Origin of the sequence: Vibrio sp. 10N.286.48.B8, assembly GCF_003050085.1 — a bacterium.
Classification (GTDB): Bacteria; Pseudomonadota; Gammaproteobacteria; order Enterobacterales; family Vibrionaceae; genus Vibrio; species Vibrio crassostreae.
On sequence record NZ_PIGD01000002.1, the window covers coordinates 21,990 to 46,169 of the forward strand.

The 24,180-nt window shown below is 45.2% G+C and carries 21 protein-coding genes; 9 read left to right on the plus strand and 12 right to left on the minus strand.

Going from position 1 to position 24,180, the window contains the following annotated elements:
- The 3 genes from pilB to nadC form a co-directional block, all read right to left on the minus strand.
- Positions 1–1,686 (minus strand): type IV-A pilus assembly ATPase PilB, encoded by a 1,686-nt coding sequence (gene pilB, locus CWO08_RS02690; RefSeq protein ID WP_108019798.1) that lies wholly within the window; start codon positions 1,684–1,686, stop codon positions 1–3.
- Positions 1,686–2,150: a pilin gene (locus CWO08_RS02695; RefSeq protein ID WP_108019800.1), complete on the minus strand. Its 465-nt coding sequence runs from the start codon at positions 2,148–2,150 to the stop codon at positions 1,686–1,688. The genes pilB and CWO08_RS02695 overlap by 1 nt, the downstream gene beginning before the upstream one ends.
- Before the next feature lie 252 nt (positions 2,151–2,402).
- Entirely contained in the window at positions 2,403–3,293 is an 891-nt protein-coding gene (nadC, locus tag CWO08_RS02700) for a carboxylating nicotinate-nucleotide diphosphorylase (RefSeq protein ID WP_108019802.1), read from the minus strand.
- Between the two features lie 83 nt (positions 3,294–3,376).
- On the opposite strand from nadC, the gene ampD reads away from it, so the two are divergent.
- From ampD to lpdA, 5 genes are all read left to right on the plus strand, one after another.
- Positions 3,377–3,976: a 1,6-anhydro-N-acetylmuramyl-L-alanine amidase AmpD gene (ampD, locus tag CWO08_RS02705; protein WP_108019804.1), complete on the plus strand. Its 600-nt coding sequence runs from the start codon at positions 3,377–3,379 to the stop codon at positions 3,974–3,976.
- 483 nt (positions 3,977–4,459) lie between these two features.
- On the plus strand, positions 4,460–5,221 hold the full coding sequence (pdhR, locus tag CWO08_RS02715; protein ID WP_009847596.1) for a pyruvate dehydrogenase complex transcriptional repressor PdhR: 762 nt from the start codon (positions 4,460–4,462) through the stop codon (positions 5,219–5,221).
- A 62-nt stretch (positions 5,222–5,283) separates the two neighbouring features.
- Entirely contained in the window at positions 5,284–7,947 is a 2,664-nt protein-coding gene (aceE, locus tag CWO08_RS02720; RefSeq protein ID WP_017063244.1) for a pyruvate dehydrogenase (acetyl-transferring), homodimeric type, read from the plus strand.
- Positions 7,948–7,973: 26 nt separating this feature from the next.
- Positions 7,974–9,866 (plus strand): pyruvate dehydrogenase complex dihydrolipoyllysine-residue acetyltransferase, encoded by a 1,893-nt coding sequence (aceF, locus tag CWO08_RS02725; RefSeq protein ID WP_108019806.1) that lies wholly within the window; start codon positions 7,974–7,976, stop codon positions 9,864–9,866.
- A gap of 242 nt (positions 9,867–10,108) precedes the next feature.
- Positions 10,109–11,539: a dihydrolipoyl dehydrogenase gene (gene lpdA / locus CWO08_RS02730; protein WP_048659365.1), complete on the plus strand. Its 1,431-nt coding sequence runs from the start codon at positions 10,109–10,111 to the stop codon at positions 11,537–11,539.
- Between the two features lie 261 nt (positions 11,540–11,800).
- Here lpdA and CWO08_RS02735 read toward each other — a convergent pair whose 3' ends face one another.
- The gene (locus CWO08_RS02735) at positions 11,801–12,406 is read right to left on the minus strand and encodes a LuxR/HapR/OpaR family quorum-sensing transcriptional regulator (protein ID WP_019824386.1); all 606 of its coding nucleotides are present in this window, start codon (positions 12,404–12,406) and stop codon (positions 11,801–11,803) included.
- 337 nt (positions 12,407–12,743) lie between these two features.
- On the opposite strand from CWO08_RS02735, the gene hpt reads away from it, so the two are divergent.
- Positions 12,744–13,274, plus strand: coding sequence for a hypoxanthine phosphoribosyltransferase (gene hpt, locus CWO08_RS02740; RefSeq protein ID WP_017633235.1), 531 nt, complete (start codon positions 12,744–12,746; stop codon positions 13,272–13,274).
- Positions 13,275–13,350: 76 nt separating this feature from the next.
- Here hpt and can read toward each other — a convergent pair whose 3' ends face one another.
- A complete protein-coding gene (gene can, locus CWO08_RS02745; RefSeq protein ID WP_048658190.1) occupies positions 13,351–14,019 on the minus strand; it encodes a carbonate dehydratase in 669 nt (222 codons plus the stop codon).
- A 286-nt stretch (positions 14,020–14,305) separates the two neighbouring features.
- Here can and CWO08_RS02750 point away from each other — a divergent pair, with 286 nt between their 5' ends.
- From CWO08_RS02750 to CWO08_RS02760, 3 genes are all read left to right on the plus strand, one after another.
- Positions 14,306–15,937 (plus strand): SulP family inorganic anion transporter, encoded by a 1,632-nt coding sequence (locus CWO08_RS02750; protein ID WP_170960822.1) that lies wholly within the window; start codon positions 14,306–14,308, stop codon positions 15,935–15,937.
- Between the two features lie 348 nt (positions 15,938–16,285).
- On the plus strand, positions 16,286–17,203 hold the full coding sequence (locus CWO08_RS02755; RefSeq protein WP_108019808.1) for an ABC transporter ATP-binding protein: 918 nt from the start codon (positions 16,286–16,288) through the stop codon (positions 17,201–17,203).
- A gap of 1 nt (position 17,204) precedes the next feature.
- On the plus strand, positions 17,205–17,975 hold the full coding sequence (locus CWO08_RS02760; protein ID WP_108019810.1) for an ABC transporter permease: 771 nt from the start codon (positions 17,205–17,207) through the stop codon (positions 17,973–17,975).
- A 119-nt stretch (positions 17,976–18,094) separates the two neighbouring features.
- Here CWO08_RS02760 and panC read toward each other — a convergent pair whose 3' ends face one another.
- The 7 genes from panC to sfsA all read right to left on the minus strand — a co-directional run bounded on the left by panC (position 18,095) and on the right by sfsA (position 24,161).
- Positions 18,095–18,985 (minus strand): pantoate--beta-alanine ligase, encoded by an 891-nt coding sequence (gene panC, locus CWO08_RS02765; RefSeq protein ID WP_048658188.1) that lies wholly within the window; start codon positions 18,983–18,985, stop codon positions 18,095–18,097.
- Positions 18,986–18,993: 8 nt separating this feature from the next.
- The gene (panB, locus tag CWO08_RS02770) at positions 18,994–19,788 is read right to left on the minus strand and encodes a 3-methyl-2-oxobutanoate hydroxymethyltransferase (RefSeq protein WP_108019813.1); all 795 of its coding nucleotides are present in this window, start codon (positions 19,786–19,788) and stop codon (positions 18,994–18,996) included.
- Between the two features lie 22 nt (positions 19,789–19,810).
- On the minus strand, positions 19,811–20,296 hold the full coding sequence (folK, locus tag CWO08_RS02775; protein ID WP_107898712.1) for a 2-amino-4-hydroxy-6-hydroxymethyldihydropteridine diphosphokinase: 486 nt from the start codon (positions 20,294–20,296) through the stop codon (positions 19,811–19,813).
- A complete protein-coding gene (pcnB, locus tag CWO08_RS02780) occupies positions 20,293–21,648 on the minus strand; it encodes a polynucleotide adenylyltransferase PcnB (protein WP_019819797.1) in 1,356 nt (451 codons plus the stop codon). Before pcnB ends, folK begins: the two co-directional genes overlap by 4 nt.
- Before the next feature lie 183 nt (positions 21,649–21,831).
- Positions 21,832–22,707, minus strand: a complete 876-nt coding sequence (gene gluQRS / locus CWO08_RS02785; protein WP_048658186.1) for a tRNA glutamyl-Q(34) synthetase GluQRS — start codon at positions 22,705–22,707, stop codon at positions 21,832–21,834.
- A gap of 146 nt (positions 22,708–22,853) precedes the next feature.
- Positions 22,854–23,300 (minus strand): RNA polymerase-binding protein DksA, encoded by a 447-nt coding sequence (gene dksA, locus CWO08_RS02790; protein ID WP_004738189.1) that lies wholly within the window; start codon positions 23,298–23,300, stop codon positions 22,854–22,856.
- A gap of 135 nt (positions 23,301–23,435) precedes the next feature.
- Positions 23,436–24,161, minus strand: coding sequence for a DNA/RNA nuclease SfsA (sfsA, locus tag CWO08_RS02795; protein ID WP_048605721.1), 726 nt, complete (start codon positions 24,159–24,161; stop codon positions 23,436–23,438).
- Between the last annotated feature and the right edge of the window lie 19 nt (positions 24,162–24,180).

Below are 24,180 nucleotides of genomic sequence, written 5' to 3' on the forward strand. Positions count from 1 at the left end.
TTATAGGTACAGAACACGTTGCAGTTCTTGGTAGCTGGTGGTGCCTTCAAGCAGTTTATCCAGACCTGACTCTTGCAATGTTCGCATGCCTTCTCGGCGCGCGAGATCTTCAATCGCCAGCGCATTGGGTTGACTGATAAGACTTGTCTTGAGTTTGTCGGTAAAAGGCATTACTTCGTAGATACCAACGCGACCTGAGTATCCTTGATTACACTCATTACAACCTTGAGTGTTAGCTTTGTAGATGGTTTGGTTGTTAGGAATCGAGTGACGCAGAAATATGTCCGGTGAGTTGTCATCTTCTTTGCAATGGTTGCACAATCGTCTTGCCAGTCGTTGGGCGATAATCAAACTCAGTGATGAAGCGAGGTTAAAGGGTTCTATCCCCATATGAGCGAGTCGAGTGACGGTTTCTGCGGCGGAATTCGTGTGCAGCGTTGAAAGGACCAAGTGACCGGTTTGCGATGCTTTGATCGCGATCTCTGCCGTTTCCAAGTCACGGATCTCTCCAACCATCACCACATCAGGGTCTTGTCGTAAAAATGATCGCAGCGCCTCAGCAAATCCAAAGCCGATCTTAGGTGTCACTTGTACCTGATTGATACCACATAGGTTAATTTCCACCGGATCTTCGGCTGTCGAGATATTGCGTTCCGTAGTGTTGAGCACTCGAAGGCCAGTATATAGGGAGACGGTTTTTCCGCTGCCGGTAGGCCCGGTCATTAAGATCATCCCTTGTGGGCGTTTCAGGGCATCGAGGTAGAGTGCTTTTTGATCTTCGCTGTAACCTAACTTATCGATATCTAGATTGGCCGCGCTGCTATCAAGTAGTCGAAGAACGATCTTTTCACCCCACAAGGTCGGCAATGTTGAGACGCGCATATCTATCGCGAGTTCATCATTCAAACGGAGCTTAATTCGTCCATCTTGTGGCAAGCGACGTTCAGCAATATCAAGCTTGGCGAGAATCTTTAAACGGGCTGATAAACGGCGACTTAAGTGGGAGGCTGGCTGTTGAATCTCGACAAGGATGCCATCACAACGCAGGCGTACTCGGTAGTGCTCTTCATAAGGTTCGAAGTGGATATCTGATGCACCTTTGCGTACCGCATCAACCAGTATCTGATTGATAAACCGGCTAACGGGGGAGTCGTCCTGGCTAAGGTCTTCAATCGACGCGAGCTCGTCGTCAGACACTTCAACTAGGTTAGCCAGTTCATCTTGGGTGATCTCTTTACGCTTAGAATCTTGTCCGGAAATCGAGCGGCCGTACAACTTGCGTATTGCACCTTCGAGTTCCGAGTAATTGGCGACTGTCAGTTCTATCTGCAACCCGGTCGCAAAACGAAAATCATCTTCCGCTTGTAAGTTGGTCGGGTCGGCTGAAGCAAGTGTGAGCGTCGAGTTAGAGACTGAAATCGGGACAGCACGATATTTGGTGATCAGTTCACGTAGCCCTAGTTGGTCACACAAAGCTTCATAATCTGTGTTGCTAAGTTGTACTAAGGGTAAGCCGAAGATGGTTTGTATATTGTTTGCTAAGGAGTCGCTCGTGAAGAGATCAAGAACGAGTAAAGCTTCAGGTGTTGAAATACCTGAAGCTTGTACATGTTCCGCTACGGCTTGCTCTTGAGTCAGGCTAATTAAATCAGCCTGACGCAGAACGGTTGGGAGGTTGGTTAGCACTATTTACAGTTTTTCGGTAACAAATCGTCAGTTACAGGGGTCGCTGCTGTTCCTTTACACTTCCAAGCCCCATCTTGTGCTCTGGATAGCGCAAACTTCTTATTTACTAAAAGAGTGCTAACGCCTGCGCTAGCAAAAGTAAATGTAATTGTCCCCACACCAGCTGAACTTCCTTTAGCAAATGCTATCGTTCCAGATGGGATTGATGATGGGACTCCGAGAGCATCTTCGGTTTGCCCACTAGTAGAACCATCTGGGAAGCTTCCATTTTCGACAGAATAAGCCTCAACATTTGTTTTTACTCCTGTTGCAGTGGCAAGAGCGGAAGCAACTTCAGCCTTAGCAACATATTTTTGATATTGAGGAATTGCAATTGCGGAAAGCACCCCAATTACAGCCACTACAATCATCAATTCAATCAGCGTAAAGCCTTTCTGGTTCGTTCTTTTTTTCTTGTTATTCATTGTTCTATTCCATTCTTTAGTTTGTTTCAGTGCAAGCACTGGTTGATGGAAAGAATAGAAGTCGAAATGTAGAAGTGGAATGGTGTTCAGGTGTGGTCGCGAGTGGTTTTGTATTTATTAGTGTGGTGTTTCATATAGTACGCAAATTTATGCGATCAACTTAAATACCGGTTTGGAATACTGATAATTCAGGCAATAAAAAAGCACTGTAATCAACAGTGCCCTTAGAGAAACTATTTACTATTCAGTCAATTACGATTTGAATCTCATTGATAGATCCATTGCATTTAGGTGCTTAGTTAACGCGCCTACAGAGATGTAATCAACACCTGTTTCAGCAAATTCTGCAATCGTATCTAGCGTCACGTTGCCAGAGTTTTCTAGTGCTGCACGGCCAGCGTTGATTTTAACGGCTTCACACATCATGTCGGTGGTGAAGTTGTCTAGCATGATGATGTCTGCGCCAGCGCTGATCGCTTGCTCTAGCTCTTCTAGGCTTTCGGTTTCAACTTCTACTGGTTTACCTGGGTTTAGCTCTTTTGCTGTAGAGATAGCTTTCTCAATGCCACCACACGCGATGATGTGGTTTTCTTTGATTAGGTACGCATCGAAAACACCGATACGGTGGTTGAAGCCACCACCACAAGCGACTGCGTATTTTAGTGCGCTGCGCAGGCCAGGAATCGTTTTACGAGTATCTAACAGGCGGCACTCTGTATGTTTGATTTTGTCTGCGTAGATAGCCGTAGTCGTCGCACAGCCAGATAGCGTTTGAATGAAGTTCATTGCGTTACGCTCACCCGTTAATAGCGCGCGTGCTGGGCCTGTTAGCGTGCAAAGCGTTTGGTTTGGTTCAACTTTGTCGCCATCTTCTACATTCCACTCGATAGTCACTTCACCGCCCAGTTGCTTAAACACTTCATCAGCCCACGCTTTACCACAGAACACGCCGTGCTCACGGGTAATGATGGTTGCGCTGTTGATTGCGTCTGTAGGGATTAGACTTGCTGTGATGTCAGCCGCTGGATCTAACGTACCACCTAGATCTTCTTTGATTGTCTCAGCGACTGCACGAGTGATCTCTAGAGGCAGTTGCTGTTTTAAGTAGTCAAGGCGTTGGTGACTGTTATGTGTGTTTTTCATCGCAAATCTAATCTTGAAAGGGAGTGGGAATGGAATGATACTCTTGCTTAACTTCAAATTAAAGAGGCTAGCGCGACTGCTCTATGGGCAAGGTCACATCTTGTTGTGCTAGCAGAAAAGAAAGTGAGACCAAGATGACGATCAGCTCCAACGGATGGTACGACAACGCTCGGCATGTTCCTTCCCCGTATTTTGATGCTAGACCTAGTGTCGAGGATATCTCTCTGCTGGTGGTCCACAACATTAGTTTGCCTCCGGGGCAATTTGGTGGGCCTTACATCGAACAGTTTTTTACAGGCAAGCTAGACCCGTCGGAACACCCATTTTTTAAGGTGATTCACCAAATGGGCGTATCGGCGCACTGCTTGATTCGTCGTGATGGCGAAGTGGTGCAGTTCGTTTCGTTCTTAGACCGAGCTTGGCATGCCGGCCATTCGAGCTTTGCAGGGCGTGACAGGTGTAATGATTATTCGATTGGTATTGAACTCGAGGGCAGTGACTTTGTGGCGTATAGCGAGCAGCAGTATCAAGCGCTTGCCCAATTAACAGAAACGATTGTATCCACTTTTCCTCAAATCACCACCGAACGCATCACTGGCCATCAATATATAGCGCCTCTGCGTAAAACTGACCCTGGCTTGGTGTTCGATTGGAAGAAGTTTAAAGGAAAGCTAAAAGCTTAAGTCTTAGTTTTTGGTTATGACCTTACCGCTTTTGGGCGTTGAATAGTCAACGCCTAGCATAATGACTTGTGAATTTTTGTTGTTGCGATGTAAAGAAAGTGGTGGAGAGAAGAGCATCATTAAATAGAGAGTGTGACGAGCTTATCAAACACTCATTTATTAAAACTTATTAACAGAATTTCCACCCTAAATGTGCGCTTGGTTCGATTTTTAAACAAGTGGCACTAATCTTTCTGAAACAATTCATTTTTATCCTGAAACTTTCTAGCACGAAACCTCCCCAAAAGTATTACCCCTGTAAATGGTAAGACCAATTTGGTTGCTGTTTTAAATTTCATTTGTTAAATCATGGTTAATTCACACTACGTTCTATGATGCAGGTCAATTTTACACTGGACAGTGGCGTTTTAATTATGTTAATTTCTGCCCAACTTAAAATTGGTATTACCAATTGTCAGCGAAGAAAAAGAAGAACAACAAACTATGGCTTATCAAAGGATTCGTCAGCCAAAACTCTCCGATGTTATCGAGCAAGAGTTAGAAAGGTTGATAGTGGAAGGAACACTGGCTCCAGGGCAGCAGCTGCCGCCTGAGCGTGAACTGGCGAAACAGTTCGATGTGTCTCGTCCTTCAATCCGAGAAGCGATACAACGTTTAGAAGCAAAACGCCTGCTTACTCGCCGTCAAGGTGGAGGTACGTTTGTTAGCGAAAATATCTGGAAAAGCTTTTCAGATCCTTTGCTTAATTTGTTGTCCTCCCATTCTGAAACCCAACTAGACTTGTTGGAATCGCGTCATGCGATGGAAGGGATTTCGGCTTACTTCGCGGCATTGCGTGGCACTGATGAAGACTTTGCTCGAATTCAAGCATGCCAAGAGAAAATTCGCGGTGCGCAAGATAAGGGGGATATTGAAGCCGAATCTGCAGCGGTGATGGCTTTTCTTATTGCTTTAACAGAGGCAGCGCACAATGTGGTGTTACTGCACATTGTTCGCAGCTTGGCTCCGTTACTCGAACAAAACGTCTTAGAAAATTTAAAGCTGTTGCATCGTCGTAAAGACGTTGTGGAGAAAGTGAGTATACATCGAGCTAACATTGTAGATGCGATCGTTTCAGGACAGCCAGAACAGGCACGTGAAATGTCACACTCTCATTTAGCTTACATCGAAGAAACATTGATGGATTTGACCAAAGAAGAATCGCGTCGCGAACGTTCTTTACGTCGAATTCAACAGGGTAAATAGCCGTAATACTTCGGCTTTTTACGTGTTTAGTAGAATCCAACTAACAAAAAGGATAGATCGCCATGTCTGACATGAAGCATGACGTTGATGCTCTGGAAACTCAAGATTGGTTAGAAGCTCTTGAGTCAGTAGTACGTGAAGAAGGTGTAGAACGTGCACAGTTTTTACTAGAACAAGTTCTAGATAAAGCGCGTTTAGATGGTGTTGATATGGCTACAGGCATCAACACAAACTACATCAACACAATTCCAGCAGCACAAGAGCCAGCTTACCCTGGTGACGTAACTCTTGAGCGTCGTATTCGTTCGATTATTCGCTGGAACGCAATCATGATTGTATTGCGTGCTTCTAAGAAAGACCTAGACCTTGGTGGTCACATGGCTTCTTACCAGTCAGCAGCAGCGTTCTACGAAGTATGTTTCAACCACTTCTTCCGTGCTCCAAACGAGACGGACGGTGGCGATCTAGTTTATTACCAAGGTCACATCTCTCCAGGTATCTACTCTCGTGCATTCGTTGAAGGTCGTCTAACTGAAGAGCAGCTAGATAACTTCCGTCAAGAAGTTGATGGTAAAGGTATTCCTTCTTACCCGCACCCTAAACTGATGCCTGAGTTCTGGCAGTTCCCTACAGTATCTATGGGTCTAGGTCCGATCTCTGCGATCTACCAAGCGCGCTTCCTTAAGTACCTTGACGGCCGTGGTCTTAAAGATACTTCTGCTCAACGTGTATACGCTTTCCTAGGTGACGGTGAGATGGATGAGCCAGAATCACGTGGTGCTATCTCTTTCGCTGCGCGTGAGAAGCTAGACAACCTATGTTTCCTAATCAACTGTAACCTACAGCGTCTAGACGGCCCTGTAATGGGTAACGGTAGCATCATCCAAGAACTTGAAGGCCTATTCAAAGGTGCAGGTTGGAACGTTGTTAAAGTTATCTGGGGTAGCAACTGGGATTCTCTACTAGCTAAAGACACTACTGGTAAGCTTCTTCAACTAATGAACGAAACTATCGATGGTGACTACCAGACATTCAAATCTAAAGATGGCGCATACGTACGTGAGCACTTCTTTGGTAAGTACCCAGAAACAGCTGCACTAGTTGCAGACATGACTGACGACCAAATCTTCGAACTGAAGCGTGGTGGTCACGACTCTTCTAAACTGTTCGCTGCATTCAACAATGCAAAAGAGACAGGTGGCAAGCCAACAGTAATCCTAGCTAAGACAGTTAAAGGTTACGGCATGGGTGAAGCTGCAGAAGGTAAGAACATCGCTCACGGTGTTAAGAAGATGGATATGACTCACGTACAATACCTACGTGACCGTCTAGGCCTACAAGACATCCTTTCTGATGAGAAAGTGTCTGAGCTTCCTTACCTGACTCTTGAAGAAGGTTCTGCTGAGTACGAATACCTACATGCTCGTCGTAAAGCCCTACAAGGTTACACGCCAGCACGTCTGCCTAAATTCACTCAAGAATTCAAAGTTCCTGAGCTAGACGCATTCGCACCTCTACTAGGTGAACAGAAGCGTGATATCTCTACAACTATGGCTTATGTACGTACGCTAAACATCCTTCTTAAAGATAAGAACATTGGTAAGAACATCGTTCCTATCATCTGTGATGAAGCTCGTACATTCGGTATGGAAGGTCTATTCCGTCAGGTTGGTATCTACAACCCACACGGTCAAGAATACACACCTGAAGATAAAGGCATCGTTTCTTACTACAAAGAAGCAACGTCTGGTCAAGTACTTCAAGAAGGTATCAACGAACTAGGTTCTATGGCTTCATGGGTTGCTGCTGCAACTTCATACAGCACAAACGATCTACCGATGATCCCGTTCTACATCTACTACTCAATGTTCGGTTTCCAACGTATTGGTGACATGGCATGGCTAGCAGGCGACCAACAAGCTCGTGGCTTCCTACTAGGTGCTACTGCAGGTCGTACAACACTGAACGGTGAAGGTCTACAGCACGAAGATGGTCACTCGCACATCCAAGCGAACACTATCCCGAACTGTATCTCTTACGACCCAACGTTTGCTTACGAGCTAGCGGTAATCATGCAAGACGGTATCCGTCGCATGTACGGTCCTGAGCAAGAGAACGTTTACTACTACCTAACAGTAATGAACGAGAACTACGCAATGCCAGCAATGCCAGAAGGCGCTGAAGAAGGCATCCGTAAGGGTATCTACAAGCTTGAATCTCACGCTGGTGCTAAGGGCAAAGTTCAACTAATGAGCTCTGGTACTATCATGAACGAAGCGCGTAAAGCAGCTGAAATTCTAAGCGAAGAGTACGGCGTAGCATCTGACGTATTCTCTGTAACGTCGTTCAACGAACTAACTCGTGACGGCCAAGCGGTAGAGCGTGACAACATGCTTCACCCAGAAGCAGAAGAGAAAGTACCGTACATCACGACTGTTCTTGGTAAGGAACCTGCAATCGCAGTGACTGACTACATGAAGAACTACGCTGAGCAAGTACGTGCGTACATGCCAACTGAGTCTTACAAAGTACTTGGTACAGATGGTTTCGGCCGCTCTGACAGCCGTGCAAACCTACGTCGTCACTTCGAAGTTAACGCTGGCTACATCGTAGTTGCAGCTCTAACTGAACTGGCTAAACGTGGTGACATTGAGAAATCAGTAGTTGTTGAAGCAATTGCTAAGTTCGATATCGACACTGAAAAAACTAACCCGCAATACGCATAAGACTGGCATTAAGGTAGGTAAATACAATGACAATCGAAATTAATGTACCAGACATCGGTGCTGACGAGGTTGAAGTAACTGAGATTCTTGTAAACGTTGGTGACAAGGTTGAAGAAGAGCAGTCACTGATCACTGTTGAAGGCGACAAAGCTTCAATGGAAGTTCCAGCGTCTCAAGCGGGTATCGTTAAAGAAATCAAAGTAGCTGAAGGCGATTCAGTTTCTACTGGTTCTCTTATCATGATCTTCGAAGCGGAAGGTGCTGCTGCAGCACCGGCTGCGCTAGCAGTTGAAGCGGCGGCACCAGTTGCTGCAGCTCCTGCAGCGGCGGCTGAGCTTAAAGAAGTTCACGTACCAGACATCGGCGGTGATGAAGTTGAAGTAACTGAAATCATGGTTGCTATCGGTGACGCAGTAGAAGAAGAGCAATCTCTTCTTACTGTTGAAGGCGATAAGGCTTCTATGGAAGTTCCTGCACCATTCGCTGGTATCGTTAAAGAAATCAAGATCGCTTCTGGTGATTCAGTTTCTACTGGTTCTCTAGTAATGGTATTCGAAGTGGCTGGTTCAGCACCTGCAGCAGCTCCGGCTCCTGCGGCGGCAGCACCAGTTGCAGCGGCTCCAGCAGCATCTGCTGAGAAAGAAGTAAACGTTCCTGATATCGGTGGTGACGAAGTAGAAGTTACTGAAATCATGGTAGCGGTTGGCGATACAGTAGAAGAAGAGCAATCTCTAATTACTGTTGAAGGCGACAAAGCTTCAATGGAAGTTCCTGCACCATTCGCTGGTACAGTAAAAGAAATCAAGATTGCAGCTGGCGACAAAGTGTCAACTGGCTCTCTAATCATGACTTTCGTAGTTGAAGGCGCAGCTCCTGCTCCTGTTGCAGCACCTGCACAAGCAGCAGCTCCAGCGGCGGCACCTGCTCCTAAAGCAGAAGCACCTGCAGCGGCTCCAGCAGCAGCTGGCGACTTCCAAGAGAACGGTGACTACGCTCACGCTTCTCCAGTAGTTCGTCGTCTAGCTCGTGAATTTGGCGTTAACCTTTCTAAGGTTAAAGGTACTGGTCGTAAGAGCCGTATCCTTAAAGAAGACGTTCAGTCTTACGTTAAAGATGCACTTAAGCGTCTTGAGTCTGGTGCAGCTGCATCTGGCAAAGGCGGCGACGGTTCTGCTCTTGGTCTACTACCATGGCCAAAAGTTGACTTCAGCAAGTTCGGCGAAACTGAAGTTCAGAAGCTTTCTAAGATTAAGAAGATCTCTGGCGCTAACCTGCACCGTAACTGGGTAATGATCCCTCACGTTACACAGTGGGACAACGCAGATATCACTGAGCTAGAAGCATTCCGTAAAGAACAGAACGCAATCGAAGCGAAGAAAGACACTGGCATGAAGATCACTCCACTTGTGTTCATCATGAAAGCTGTCGCTAAAGCGCTAGAAGCATTCCCAGCGTTTAACTCTTCTCTTTCTGAAGATGGCGAAAGCATCATTCTTAAGAAGTACGTAAACGTGGGTATCGCTGTTGATACACCAAACGGTCTAGTTGTTCCTGTTTTCAAAGACGTGAACAAGAAAGGCATTTACGAGCTATCTGAAGAGCTAATGGCTGTTTCTAAGAAAGCACGTTCTGGTAAGCTAACAGCGGCAGACATGCAAGGCGGTTGTTTCACAATCTCTAGCCTTGGTGGTATTGGCGGTACTGCATTTACTCCAATCGTAAATGCTCCAGAAGTAGGTATCCTAGGTGTATCTAAGTCTGAAATTAAGCCAGTTTGGAATGGTAAAGAGTTCCAACCACGTCTACAGCTTCCACTGTCTCTATCATACGACCACCGTGTGATCGATGGTGCTGAAGGTGCACGCTTCATTACTTTCCTAAACAGCGCACTATCTGACATTCGTCGTCTAGTACTGTAATTGAGAAAGTAATTATTAAGGTGACTTTCGGGTCACCTTAATTCTTTATATAAAGACTATTTTTAGAGAACAGTTTCCTGCATTTCTCATAATCTGATAGGGAATTGTTGTCTAGCTCACAGGCTAACTTAAAGCTACTTTCACACTGTTAACATCTCTGTAAAATGTTTCCTGTTTGAAAGCCCAATAATTTTAAGAACATCTACTCAGCCTGTTAGGGATAATGACTACAAGAGGTCACAATGAGCAAAGAAATTAAAGCCCAAGTTGTTGTACTTGGTTCAGGTCCTGCTGGTTACTCAGCGGCATTCCGTTGTGCGGATTTAGGTCTAGAAACAGTACTAGTTGAACGTTACAGCACTCTTGGTGGTGTATGTCTAAACGTTGGTTGTATTCCATCAAAAGCACTTCTTCACGTTTCTAAAGTAATCGAAGAAGCTAAAGCGATGGCAGAGCACGGCGTTGTATTCGGCGAGCCACAAACGGACATCAACAAGATCCGTATTTGGAAAGAAAAAGTAGTTGATCAACTAACTGGCGGTCTTGGCGGTATGGCTAAGATGCGTAACGTTACTGTTGTTAACGGTTTCGGTAAGTTCACTGGTCCTAACAGCATTCTTGTTGAAGGCGAAGGCGAAGCAACAACTGTTAACTTCGACAACGCAATCATTGCTGCGGGTTCTCGCCCAATCAAACTTCCTTTCATCCCACATGAAGACCCACGTATTTGGGATTCTACGGATGCACTAGAACTAAACGAAGTACCTGAAAAACTGCTTATCATGGGCGGCGGTATCATCGGTCTTGAGATGGGTACGGTTTACCACTCTCTAGGTTCTAAAGTTGAAGTTGTAGAGATGTTCGATCAAGTTATCCCTGCTGCGGATAAAGACATCGTTAAAGTTTTCACTAAACGCATTAAGAACAAGTTCAAGCTAATGCTTGAAACTAAAGTGACTGCTGTTGAAGCGAAAGAAGACGGTATCTACGTTTCAATGGAAGGCAAAAAAGCACCAGCTGAAGCTGAGCGCTACGATGCTGTTCTTGTTGCTATCGGTCGTGTTCCAAACGGTGCACTTATCGACGCTGAAAAAGCTGGTATCGAAGTTGATGAGCGTGGTTTCATCAATGTTGATAAGCAAATGCGTACAAACGTTCCTCACATCCACGCGATCGGTGACGTTGTTGGTCAACCAATGCTTGCTCACAAAGGTGTGCATGAAGGTCACGTAGCTGCTGAAGTTATCTCTGGTAAGAAGCACTACTTCGACCCTAAAGTAATCCCATCAATTGCGTACACTGAGCCAGAAGTTGCTTGGGTAGGTAAGACTGAGAAAGAAGCGAAAGCGGAAGGCATCAACTACGAAGTTGCTACTTTCCCTTGGGCTGCTTCTGGTCGTGCAATCGCTTCTGACTGTGCTGACGGTATGACTAAGATGATCTTTGATAAAGAGACTCATCGTGTAATCGGTGGTGCTGTTGTTGGTACTAACGGTGGTGAACTTCTTGGCGAAATCGGCCTAGCAATCGAAATGGGTTGTGATGCAGAAGATATCGCTCTTACTATCCACGCTCACCCAACTCTACACGAGTCTGTTGGTCTAGCTGCGGAAGTATTCGAAGGTTCAATCACTGACCTTCCAAACAAAAAAGCAGTGAAAAAGAAGAAGTAATTCTCCTTTAACCACTCGCTAATGTTTTTAAAAGCCGCTGATTCGTCAGCGGTTTTTTTATGTCTGAAGTAAGGCGCAGGAACGTTTTACTCCGAGATGCGAGTACGCTGCGCTTCGGGATGCGAAGAGCCATTCCATTCTACAAAAAAGGGTTGACCGCTTAGGCCAACCCTTAAATTATTTACTCGAATCTCGAATCTCGAATCTCGAATCTCGAATCTCGAATCTCGAATCTCGAATCTCGAATCTCGAATCTCGAATCTATTTATAAATGCACAGCATGTTTAAGTAGCTATCTGTTAAGCTTGAAAGCTCTTCAGGTGTTTCTACACGTTTCGCTTGGATGAATAGCGAGTAGCAGATGCCGTGGAATAGGTTCGCTAGATGCTTAGGATCGTGATCGTCACAAACTTCGCCGCGCTCAATCGCTTTACTAAACATGTTTTGTACCAACATTTGGTTAGTGCGGTTTGTTGTTACGAACAGTGGCCATACTTCATCACGCGTCGATGCGCTCCATTCGAACCATACGTTCAACCAGTGGCTGTCTTGAGCTACTAGTGTCACCATTTCAGTCGCAATATTATGTAGGTTTTGTTTTGCGTGAATATCTAGATCGATATTGTCTGAAAGGAAGTTTGAGAATTGACGGACAACATGATTAAGCACTTCATCAACCAGATCTTCACGAGTAGGGAAGTAGTTAAATACTGTTGCTACTGATACCTGAGCGATATCTGCAATGTCAGCGTGACCACCACGGCCAATGCCGCGACGAGAGAACACTTCAAGCGCGATTTCCATCAGCTGAAGTTTTCTTTTTAAAGGTGAAAGCCTAGTTCTAGGTCTCTTAGAGATTGAGTCCATTTTATTTTCCTTGCCAACGATTTTTTTATATTAATGATTTTATTATTATTTAAGCCAAGATGAGTGTAATGGTGCATATGCGAATGGTCAATCCTTTCAGCTTGTTTTATAGACAGTTACATCAAACTTGATACATAAAGCGTGATCAGCATTGATGTGAAAGGAGACGAGTATTGGATAAGGCACCAGCGCACATTTCGTTGAGAATCTGACAGTAAATTCGAACCATAAGGTGGTGTGGGTATTTGAGCAGTGCTAGACTTACGCACAAAATTGAGCGACACAACTGACGAAACTGTCAACATTCGTCGCAATCACCAAATAGAATGAGAGCAGTATGAAGCATACAGTTGAAGTCATGATCTCTGAGCAAGAAGTTCAGGATCGAGTGAACGAACTAGGCAAACAGATCACGGAGCACTACAAAGGTAGTGAAGATCTAGTTTTAGTTGGCTTATTGCGTGGATCTTTTGTCTTTATGGCAGATCTTGCTCGTGCTATCGATTTAACTCACCAAGTTGATTTCATGACCGCGTCTAGCTACGGCAACGGCATGGAAAGCTCACGTGATGTTCGTATTTTGAAAGACCTTGATGATGATATTCAAGGTAAAGACGTTCTACTTGTAGAAGATATTATCGATACGGGTAACACGCTGACTAAGGTGAAAGAGATTCTAAGCCTACGTGGCCCTAAGTCTATCGAAATTTGTACGCTACTAGACAAACCTTCTCGCCGTGAAGTGACTGTAGATACAAAGTGGATTGGTTTTGAAATCCCAGATGAGTTCGTTGTTGGTGTTGGTATCGACTACGCACAAAAATATCGTCACCTACCGTACATCGGTAAGGTAGTACCTCAAGAGTAATCATTGCGCTTGTGGTTTAGAAGTCATTAAAAAGCCCGCTTGATGCGGGCTTTTTGTATTTATTACAGAAGGGGGGTTAGCTTTGTTGACTAAGAAGAGGCGTCGTTAAGATCTTGTTTAATGCATCTAAGTGACTGTTCTCTAGGGTATCGTTACTTGAGCAACGTACGCCAAGGTCTTGCAGCTTGCCATCGCCAATACCATAAACCACACCGTGGATTTCAACTTCTTGGCCACGCTCCCACGCATTCTGCATAATGGTTGAGTTGCCTAGGTTATAAACCTGTTCTGCGACGTTAATTTCGCACAACTTGTCACCCCATTGCTCACGAGGTAGCCCTTCGATTTGCTTACGGTATTTTAGGTAGTTATCACGGATATGAAGTAACCAGTTGTTGATAAGGCCAAGTTTAGGGTTATCAATCGCCGCATTAACACCGCCACAACCGTAGTGACCACAGACAATGATGTGTTTAACTTTGAGTACATCGACGGCGTACTGCACAACTGAGAGGCAGTTTAAGTCGGTATGAACCACTTGGTTCGCCACATTTCGGTGAACAAACAGTTCGCCAGAATATAAACCAGTGAGACGCTCGGCCGGAACACGGCTATCTGAGCAGCCAATCCATAGAAAACCAGGGCTTTGACCCTCTTCAAGCGTTGTAAAATACTCAGGTCGTTGAGAGCGAATTTCTTCTGACCATTTAGAGTTGTTTTCAAAAAGCTGTTTAATCTCTGGCATTTTGCGTCTTACATCCCTTAATTAAGAATCTCAACTATACACAATGTTACAAATTCAATCTCGTAAAAACTGTGTCAAATAGTACTCATCTGACGTGTACTCGTCGTTAAAATCATTAACTTAGCGTAGAAGCTATGATCCGGTTATAAGACATGAATAATGTGATTGAATTAACACTTTCTGAACACTTGATACATTTGTTAAAGTGATAAGGTTTGTCATTTCATCATCAGGAAGGTGTGTTTTGTTTGGAAGTCGTTTTACGGATATCAATCTCAAAGGGGATATGTTTGGTGGTGTCACTACAGCCATCATCTCATTGCCTTTAGCATTGGCATTTGGTGTTGCTTCTGGTGCGGGCGCGGAAGCTGGCCTTTGGGGAGCCATCATGGTTGGCCTATTTGCAGCTTTGTTCGGCGGTTCAAGCAGCCTGATATCTGAGCCAACCGGCCCGATGACAGTGATCATGACGGCGGTAATGACCAGCATGGTGGCTAAATATCCTGAAACCGGAATGGCAATGACCTTCACCGTGGTAATGATGGCAGGTGCATTTCAGATACTACTCGGTACGTTAAAGCTCGGAAAATACGTTACTTTGATGCCATATAGCGTGATCTCCGGATTTATGTCGGGTATCGGCGTTATTCTAATTATTCTGCAGTTGTCCCCTTTATTAGGACACGCCGCCCCTTCTGGTGGGGTGATGGGCACGCTTTCCGCACTTCCAGATACACTGGCTAATCTTAAAATCAGTGAGCTGTTTTTAGGCGCTTTGACACTCGGCATTCTTTTCGGTTTTCCCGCTAAGTATCGTAAGTATGTGCCTGCTCAACTGGTCGCTTTGGTTGCTGTGACGCTCTTGTCTGTCATTATTTTTGATACCGATTCTATTCGCCGCATTGGTGAAATCCCAGCCGGTTTGCCTTCTCTCGTTATCCCTACAATCAGCGCTGAACAGTTCACTACCATGGTTATTGATGCCTTGGTACTAGGTACGCTTGGCTGCATTGATACGCTTCTTACCGCGGTTATCGGAGACTCACTGACTCGTAAAGAGCATGACTCAGACAAAGAACTTCGCGGCCAAGGCATTGCGAATATGATCTCTGGTCTGTTTGGTGCGCTGCCTGGTGCGGGGGCAACCATGGGGACAGTGACTAATATTCAGGTAGGAGCGCGTTCTCCGCTTTCAGGTGTTATTCGAGCTTTAGTACTTGCGCTAGTGGTATTGGTTGCGGGTGGCTTAACAGAACCGATTCCTATGGCAGTGCTGGCTGGTATCGCGATGTATGTTGGTTTCAATATCCTGGATTGGAGTTTTATCCAACGCGCACACAAGGTTAGCTATGCCGGCATGGGCGTGATGTACGGCGTGATGCTCCTGACTGTGTTTGTCGACTTGATTATTGCTGTCGGATTGGGCGTGTTTATCTCGAATATTCTGATTATTGAAAGATTGAGCCGAGAACAAGCCAGACAAGTTAAGGCGATCAGTGATGGTGATGATGAAGACGATATCCCATTGACCGATAGCGAACGTCAGTTACTCGATAGTGCCAATGGTAAGGTTCTTTTCTTCTATCTTTCAGGGCCGATGATATTCAGCGTTTCAAAGGCGATTTCACGCCAGCACTCAAGTATCTCTGACTATGAAGCGATGATTCTAGACCTGACAGATGTCCCTATGATTGATGTCACTGTTGGCCTTGCGTTAGAGAATGCGATTAAAGATGCGTTGGATGCGCAGTGTGAGGTGTACCTGCTGTGTCCTAATGAGAATACTCGTCAGCAACTAGAGAAGTTCCACGTGATTGACCTAGTACCTGAATCCAACACTTATCGATTCAGATATGAAGCGCTGACGGCAGCAACAAGCTATGTCGACAGAGATGAGCATCAATTTGAGTCAGTTTAATTTTCAGTAATAAGCGAACATGAATGAGCTGATATGAATAAGCTAATATGAATAAGCTATAGACGCTCACTTCAAGGCTGATCATTACTGCCGTTAAGTGAATCACTTAGCGGTATTTTTATATTTACTGAACATTGATTTAGTCTTCACGTAGCCAAGACGCTTATTTTTTTCGAAAGAAACTCTCACACGATATTTGTATTCATCGTTAATCAACGATAAACTTGTTTGCAAAATGGCCGAGTAAACAAGTTTGGGTTAGTTTTCTGCTAGCTCGTTTTAAGCATTACTCTCTTCCTCAAGCTCGGTCGTCTACATCTTATCTATAGCAAATGGCAGTCTATCTCTATGTATGCATTAGAAATTGAGCAATTAAGAAAAACTTATGCTGGGGGCTTTGAGGCTCTTAAGGGCGTTAGTTTACAAGTAGAAAAAGGCGACTTTTACGCACTACTTGGTCCAAATGGTGCGGGTAAATCAACCACCATTGGTGTTATCTCTTCACTGGTAAACAAAACTTCAGGCAAGGTTAAAGTGTTCGGTTACGACATTGATACTGATCTGGAGTTGGCGAAGCAGAACTTAGGTCTAGTGCCCCAAGAGTTCAACTTTAACCCGTTCGAAACCGTTGAACAGATCGTGTTGCAACAGGCGGGCTATTACGGCGTGCCAAAAGCATTGGCGAAAGAGCGAGCGAAAAAGTACCTATCTCAACTCGATTTGTGGGGAAAACGTGGCGAACGTGCGCGTAACTTGTCTGGTGGTATGAAGCGTCGTTTGATGATCGCGCGTGCATTGATGCATGAACCTCATTTGTTGATCCTTGATGAACCAACGGCGGGTGTTGATATTGAACTGCGTCGTTCAATGTGGGAATTCCTAATAGAGATCAATGAGAAGCAGGGCATTACCATTATCTTGACCACGCACTACCTAGAAGAAGCGGAAATGTTGTGTCGCAACATCGGCATCATTAATCGCGGTGAGTTGATTGAGAACACAACCATGAAAGCGCTGTTGGGCAAATTGAGTGCTGAGACCTTTATTCTGGATCTGGAAGAAGGCACGACAGAACCTAAGCTTGAAGGTGTGAATAGCCAAGTCATGCTCAATGGCTCGCTAGAAATCGAAATCGATAAAAACCTAGGTTTGAATACCATCTTCGCTCAGTTGAGCGAGCAACAGGTGAAAGTCCTCTCTATGCGTAACAAAGCAAACCGTTTAGAAGAGCTATTCGTGAGTATTGTCCGTGAGGGGAGTAAATAATATGTACAACCTATATTGGACAGCTTTCTGCAGTTTGTTGACTAAAGAGATCAATCGCTTCACGCGTATCTGGGTGCAAACTCTGGTGCCGCCAGCGATTACCATGACGCTTTATTTCATCATCTTCGGTAACCTGATTGGTGCTCGTATTGGTGAAATGAACGGCTTCAGTTATATGGAATACATTGTTCCTGGCCTGATCATGATGTCGGTGATCACCAACTCATATTCGAATGTGGCCTCGTCATTCTTTAGTGCTAAGTTCCAAAAGAATATTGAAGAGTTGCTTGTAGCTCCGGTTCCTAACTACGTGATTATCGCCGGTTTCGTAATGGGTGGTGTAGTGCGTGGTTTGTTAGTGGGCACTATCGTAACCTTCGTATCCTTGTTCTTTGTCGACTTACAAGTTGACCATTGGGGGGTGATCATTGCGACAGTATTTTTAACGTCGGTAGTGTTCGCTCTGGGTGGCTTGATTAACGCGGTATTCGCACGCACGTTTGATGATATCTCTATTATCCCAACCTTCATCTTAACGCCGCTGACGTATCTGGGTGGTGTGTTCTACTCAATTAGCCTGTTGCCTGAGTTTTGGCAGGGTGTGTCGAAGCTGAACCCGATTGTCTACATGGTAAACGCGTTCAGATATGGCTTTCTGGGTGTGTCTGATGTGGGTATCGTGACGTCGTTTGGCGTACTAGGCGTGTTTATCGTGCTGTTGTATGGCATTGCACACTACCTAGTGACAAAGGGTATTGGCTTACGTAGCTAACTCCGACGTCCCTGAATCGAGGCAAAGAAAAGGTCGATATTACATCGACCTTTTTTGTGTTCTGCGTTTGTGCTTTTGCTTTGCGTTAGGAGCTTGTTTACGCAAAGAGAAGAAAGCGATTACTCAGCGGTTTCTTCTTTCACTTCTTCTTTGGTTTCCGTTACCAAGTCGAGAACTTGGTTGTCGATAAGACGAGTCTTACCTAGGAAAGCTGACATAAGAATCACAGCTTGAGTGGATTCTGGAGTGATCGCTTGTAGCGTTTTCGCATCACAAATGAATATCTCATCTGGTTGAAGATCTGCGGCGCGTAGCTGGTCGGTTGCATCTTCAATTACTGATGCGTAGTCATCGCGACCACCACGAATAGCACTGCTGATCCAGCGCATAGTACGCGCTAGAACTGGTGCTCGTTGGCGTTCGTCAATCGTTAGATTGCTATTGCGAGAGCTCATTGCCAAGCCATCCATTTCACGAACGGTCGCTACGCCCACAACTTTAATGTCTAACGCTAAGTCAGTGGTCATCTGGCGAATAACAGCAAGCTGCTGGAAGTCTTTTTTGCCGAAGCATGCAAAGTCTGGCTGAACAATGTTAAACAGCTTGGTGACAATCGTCGCTACGCCACGGAAATGACCTGGACGAGAGGCACCTTCAAGCATGTGAGATATGCCAGGGACCTCAACAAACGTCTGTTTGTCTAACCCATCTGGATACATCACCTCTGGCGTTGGTGTAAATACCAGCTCAACGCCTTCGCCAGTTAGTTTGCTTAAATCTGCTTCTAACGTGCGAGGGTAGTTGTTTAGGTCGTCGGCGCGGTCAAACTGCATTGGGTTTACAAAGATGCTTACCACAACGATGTCTGCCAGTTCTCGAGCTTTCTTTACTAGAGTTAGGTGGCCTTCATGCAGGTTTCCCATTGTCGGTACAAAAGCAACCGTACGTCCATCACGCTTAAACTGTTTAATCTGCTCACGAAGAGCCGCTATTTCAGCAAAAGTTTGCATACTTACTCCTAAGCGATTGTATGAGCTTCATCAGGGAAGCGCGCGCTCTCTACTTCTTCTTTGTATAGAGCTACTGCCTTACGCATATCACCGGTTTCTGCTAGGAAATTCTTAGAGAACTTCGGCATGTAGTTCGCAGAAATACCGAACATGTCATGCATAACCAATATCTGACCATCGGTAACATTGCCGGCGCCGATACCGATAACCGGTACGTCACAAGCTTCTGTAATTCGTTTTGCCAATGAAGCTGGCACACATTCAAGTAGAACGATTTGAGCGCCTGCGTTTTGCAGGGCTAGCGCGTCAGCAACCATTTTGTCGGCTTGCTCGTCGTCACGACCTTGAATTTTGTAACCACCAAAAATGTTCACAGACTGAGGTGTTAAGCCTAAGTGTGCACATACTGGTACTGCACGTTCTGTTAGCATCTTTACAATATCAACCAACCAGCTTCCGCCTTCGATTTTTACCATATTCGCGCCAGCACGCATCAAGGTAGCTGCGCTTTCACAAGCTTGCTCTGGAGTCGCGTAGCTCATGAAAGGCATGTCAGCCATAAGAAGGCAATTAGGGCTACCAGCACGCACTGAGCGAGTATGGTAAGCAATATCTTCAACGGTGACAGGTAATGTATCGTTATGGCCTTGTAGAACCATCCCTAGTGAATCACCGACAAGTAGTACAGGCATCTCTTGGCTTTCGAATAATTGAGCAAAGCTCGCATCATAAGCTGTCGACGTCGCGAATTTACGGCCTTCACGTTTGCATTTGATCAGGTCGTTAATGGTTACTTTTTTCATTGGTTTTCCTTAATGCGCTTGGCTATTGTTGCCAAACATTGAGCCCGTTCTTATCTACTATTTTCAGTAGTTCTGTCAGCTCAGTCCCATCAGGGAGTTGTAAACTTGGTGCGATTTCAGCAAGCGGGTAGAGTACAAACTCTCGTTCTTTCATTCCGTAATGAGGAACGATTAAGCGCTCTGAATCGATCACCTCATTGCCGTATAACACAATGTCGAGGTCCAAGGTTCTTGGCCCCCAACGCTCGTCTTTACGGACGCGCCCTTGCTCTAACTCGATTTTTTGAGTGCAATCAAGCAGTTCAATTGGCGTTAATTCGGTTTGGATAGCGACTACCGCGTTGATGTAGTCCGGTTGATTTTGCGGCCCCATTGGAGTGCTACTATATAGCTGAGAGGTCGCAATAAACGTTGATCGCGGTAGGCTTTTTAGCGTTTCGATAGCCAAATTTGCTTGGCTAACTGGGTTGGCAAGGTTGCTGCCGACCGCAATGTAAGCCGTTATCATTCTGATTGCTTACTCTTTTTGTTTCGGTAAGTCTTACGGCGACGATGGCCTGACTTTGATGGTGCTGCAACGTCGTTAGCCATCGCTTGACGCATGTTGCGACCGGCTGTTTGATAACGCTCCCACCATTTCGCAAGATCTTTAGTTTCGCCACCTTCAATCTCACCACGCATTTCTAGGAAATCGTAGCCTGCACGGAACTTGTTGAGCTCCATTAGACGAACAGCGCGTTTACCGTTGCGACGAGGCAGTCGAAGTTGCAGTTGCCAAACTTCGCGAATGGTTGCGGTGTGACGACGAGGAATAGCAATAGACTTTACTTGCTGATCAAGAATGATGTTACTCGCTTCCATGATCGCGTCGTAGTGCGCCATACCCTGTTCAGCGACAAGTTTGTCTGCCAGCTTGTTCATTGGGTACCAAAGCATCGCTGCGAACATGAATGCTGGGTTTACTCGCTTACCATCTTCGATGCGAAGATCGGTTGAATCGAGAACCAAATCAAGCATCTGCTCTGTGTGAGAGTCGTAATCTTCTGTGAAGTATTCCGCTACAGCTGGGAACATCTGTTGAAAGAGGTTGTACTCGCGCATTAGGTGGTAGGTTTCTAAACCGTGACCTGATTGCAGCAATTTCAGAGACTCTTCGTAAAGACGCGCTGCTGGGATATCTCTTAGAAGGTGCGCTAACTCTTCAATCGGGTCAGCTGTGTCTTCTTCAATATCGAAATCCAGTTTAGCGGCGAAGCGCATTGCACGTAGCATACGTACTGGGTCTTCACGATAACGCGTTTCTGGATCGCCAATCAGGCGGATCAGTTTATCTTCTAAATCTTCTACACCACCCGCGTAATCGTGGATGCTGTAGTCAGCAATGTTGTAGTACATCGCATTGATTGTGAAATCACGACGCTCTGCATCTTCATCAACACTGCCATACACGTTATCGCGCAATAGCATGCCTTCTTTCGATTGTGCAGACACGTTTTTCGATGGTTCTTGGTGGTGGCCACGGAAAGTTGCCACTTCAATGATGTCACGACCAAACATGATATGTGCCAAGCGGAAACGGCGACCGATAAGGCGACAGTTTCTGAAGAGGTGTTTGATTTGCTCTGGCGTTGCGTTGGTCGCAATATCAAAATCTTTTGGCTGAGAGCCTAATAAGATATCGCGTACACCACCACCGACTAGAAATGCGTCAAAACCCGCACCATTCAGACGATATAGCACTTTTAGTGCGTTGTCGCTGATCTGCTTGCGTGAAATATTGTGCTCTTGACGAGTATAAATATTCAGAGCTAATTCGTGGAATCCGCGTTGTTCGCTTGGGGTATTGTCGTTTGTATTCATTAGTTTAGAACAAAGTAGGTATCGCCAACTTTGTTTTTCTCTTAGTCCAAAGTGGTAGTGCAGAGTTTAATTGCGGCTAATAATAGCTTAGCGCGAGCCATTTGAGAACATCGTCTGCTTAACCACAGTGGTTAGTTATGGCATTTTTATGTGTCGTTTTTGCTATTTGCCGTGAGTTTCGAGCTAATTACAGTGCTCTTTTTGTAAACTATCAGGTAACTGACTGACGTTCCATTGTTGGCAGCCCCACAATAAAATCTCATCCATTGAAGCCTCACAAAGGGCTGTCGGGATATCAAAACCTAAGAATCGCATCGCGTTGAGTAACGTTGGTTTTGGATTGTCGAGATTGATTGCGGTGGCATGGTTCTGTTTTGACAGTTTATTCCCCAAGTCATCGGTTGCCAATGGTAAGTGCAAGTAGCTCACTGTTTTTTGCTTGAGCGTCTTGTACAAACTGATTTGTCGACCTGTTGGTTCTATCAGGTCTGCGCCTCTTACGACTTCCGTTACTCCTTGTTCGATGTCATCAAGGACAACGGCCAAGTTATAGGCAAACAATCCATCTCTACGTTTAATAATAAAATCTTCTTCAGCTAATGCTTTAGGGATTTGAATCGTGCCGTGGCGCACATCATCAAAGGACTCTACAGGAAAATCCATGCGTAAGCGCACCGCTTGTTCACCTGAATCGATTAAGCCTGCATCTCGACAGTGACCATTGTAAAAGCCACCCAAAGCCTTTATCTGCTTACGAGTACATTGGCAGTAGTAGGCTTGTTTATCAGCGACCCATTGATCAATTTGAGCTTGATACATGTCGTGACGCTGGCTTTGATAAACGACTTCACCATCCCAAAATAGATGGTAAGCCTCAAGCGTCTTAAGAATCAGGTCTGCAGCGCCGGCCATTTCTCTTGGTGGATCTAAGTCTTCCATACGAACCAACCATTTTCCTTGGTTAGATTTTGCTTGGAAGTAACTACCAAGAGCAGCAACAAGTGAGCCAAAATGAAGAGGACCTGACGGTGATGGTGCAAAGCGCCCGATATAATTCATGTGTGAACAACCTAATCTGGATGGTACCGCAGTAGCCGATTCTTAAGACGTTTAACTGTCGTATTATTGTTTCTAACTCGCGCTTTAACGCTGAGTTCACCAACAAAAAAGGGAGCCAAGGCTCCCTTTCTTTACATCTGCAAGAATTAACCTTGCATCTGTTTCTCTTTGATTTCTGCAAGTGTTTTACAGTCAATACAAAGGTCAGCAGTTGGACGAGCTTCAAGGCGACGAATGCCAATCTCGATACCGCAAGAATCACAGAAGCCGAAATCATCTTCTTCGATCTTGTCTAGTGTCTTCTCAATTTTTTTGATAAGACGACGCTCACGGTCACGGTTACGTAACTCTAGGCTGAATTCTTCTTCTTGAGAAGCACGGTCAACTGGGTCTGGGAAATTCGCTGCTTCGTCCTGCATGTGGTGCACAGTACGATCAACTTCTTCCCTGAGCTGGTTGCGCCAAGCTGCTAAAATTTTTGTAAAATGTTCCGTTTGCTCAGGTGACATGTACTCTTCACCTGGCTTTTCTTGGTACGGTTCAACACCTGCGATGGCTAGGATGCCTAGCGCTTTTTTCTTAGATTCTGGCATACAGCATCTCCTATTTACACCTAGTCAACTGCAAAGCAGCTAATTTTAAGGCGGGTATCTATAGCAGAAAGAACGAATGGTGGCAAATACTCTTATTCAAACTTGCAATCAATGTGATTAGTTCAGCATCTTTGCTTAGCTATTGATAAATTCAACAGCTTGTTTTAGTTGTATTTGAGTATTGCTGAGCTCTGCTTTATAGCAAAGCACTTCAACTCCAGCGTCTTGTGCTTGTTTTAGTAATAACGAATATTTGGCGTCTATATGGTGTGCCGCAGACACTTTTTCAATACCTGAATGTAAAACAGTGAATAAAAGTACGGCTCTATTTCCAGATTCGACCATTTCTGTGAGTTCACGCAGATGTTTTTGGCCTCTGGTGGTGACCGCATCAGGGAAAAAGCCTTGCCCTTTAGTTGACGTTTCTTGCTCGTCGAGCAAAGTGACGCTTTTTACTTCGATATAACAAGGCGGCTTTTCGTTATCTTCAAGCAGAATATCAATGCGACTATTCTCACTGCCATATTTCACTTCGGTTCGTAACGCGTTATAGCCTAAGAGTTCAACTATAGTATTATTTTCAATTGCTTCCACTGCCAACTGGTTTGCTCGCGCAGTATTTACACAAATACGATGACCTTTGTCTGTTTCTGAGATCTCCCAGCTGTTTGGGTACTTTCTTTTTGCATTATCGGAGGTTGAGTACCACACCGTATTGCCAGGAGTCGCACATCCTGTCATCGCTCCAGTGTTAGCACAGTGGATAGTACGCTCGCTGCCGTCGGGAAGTTGGATATCAGTGAGAAAGCGTTTATAGCGTTTAATAAGAGTCGCTGGCTCTAATGGGGGATTGAACTGCATATTACTTATTTAGACAGGT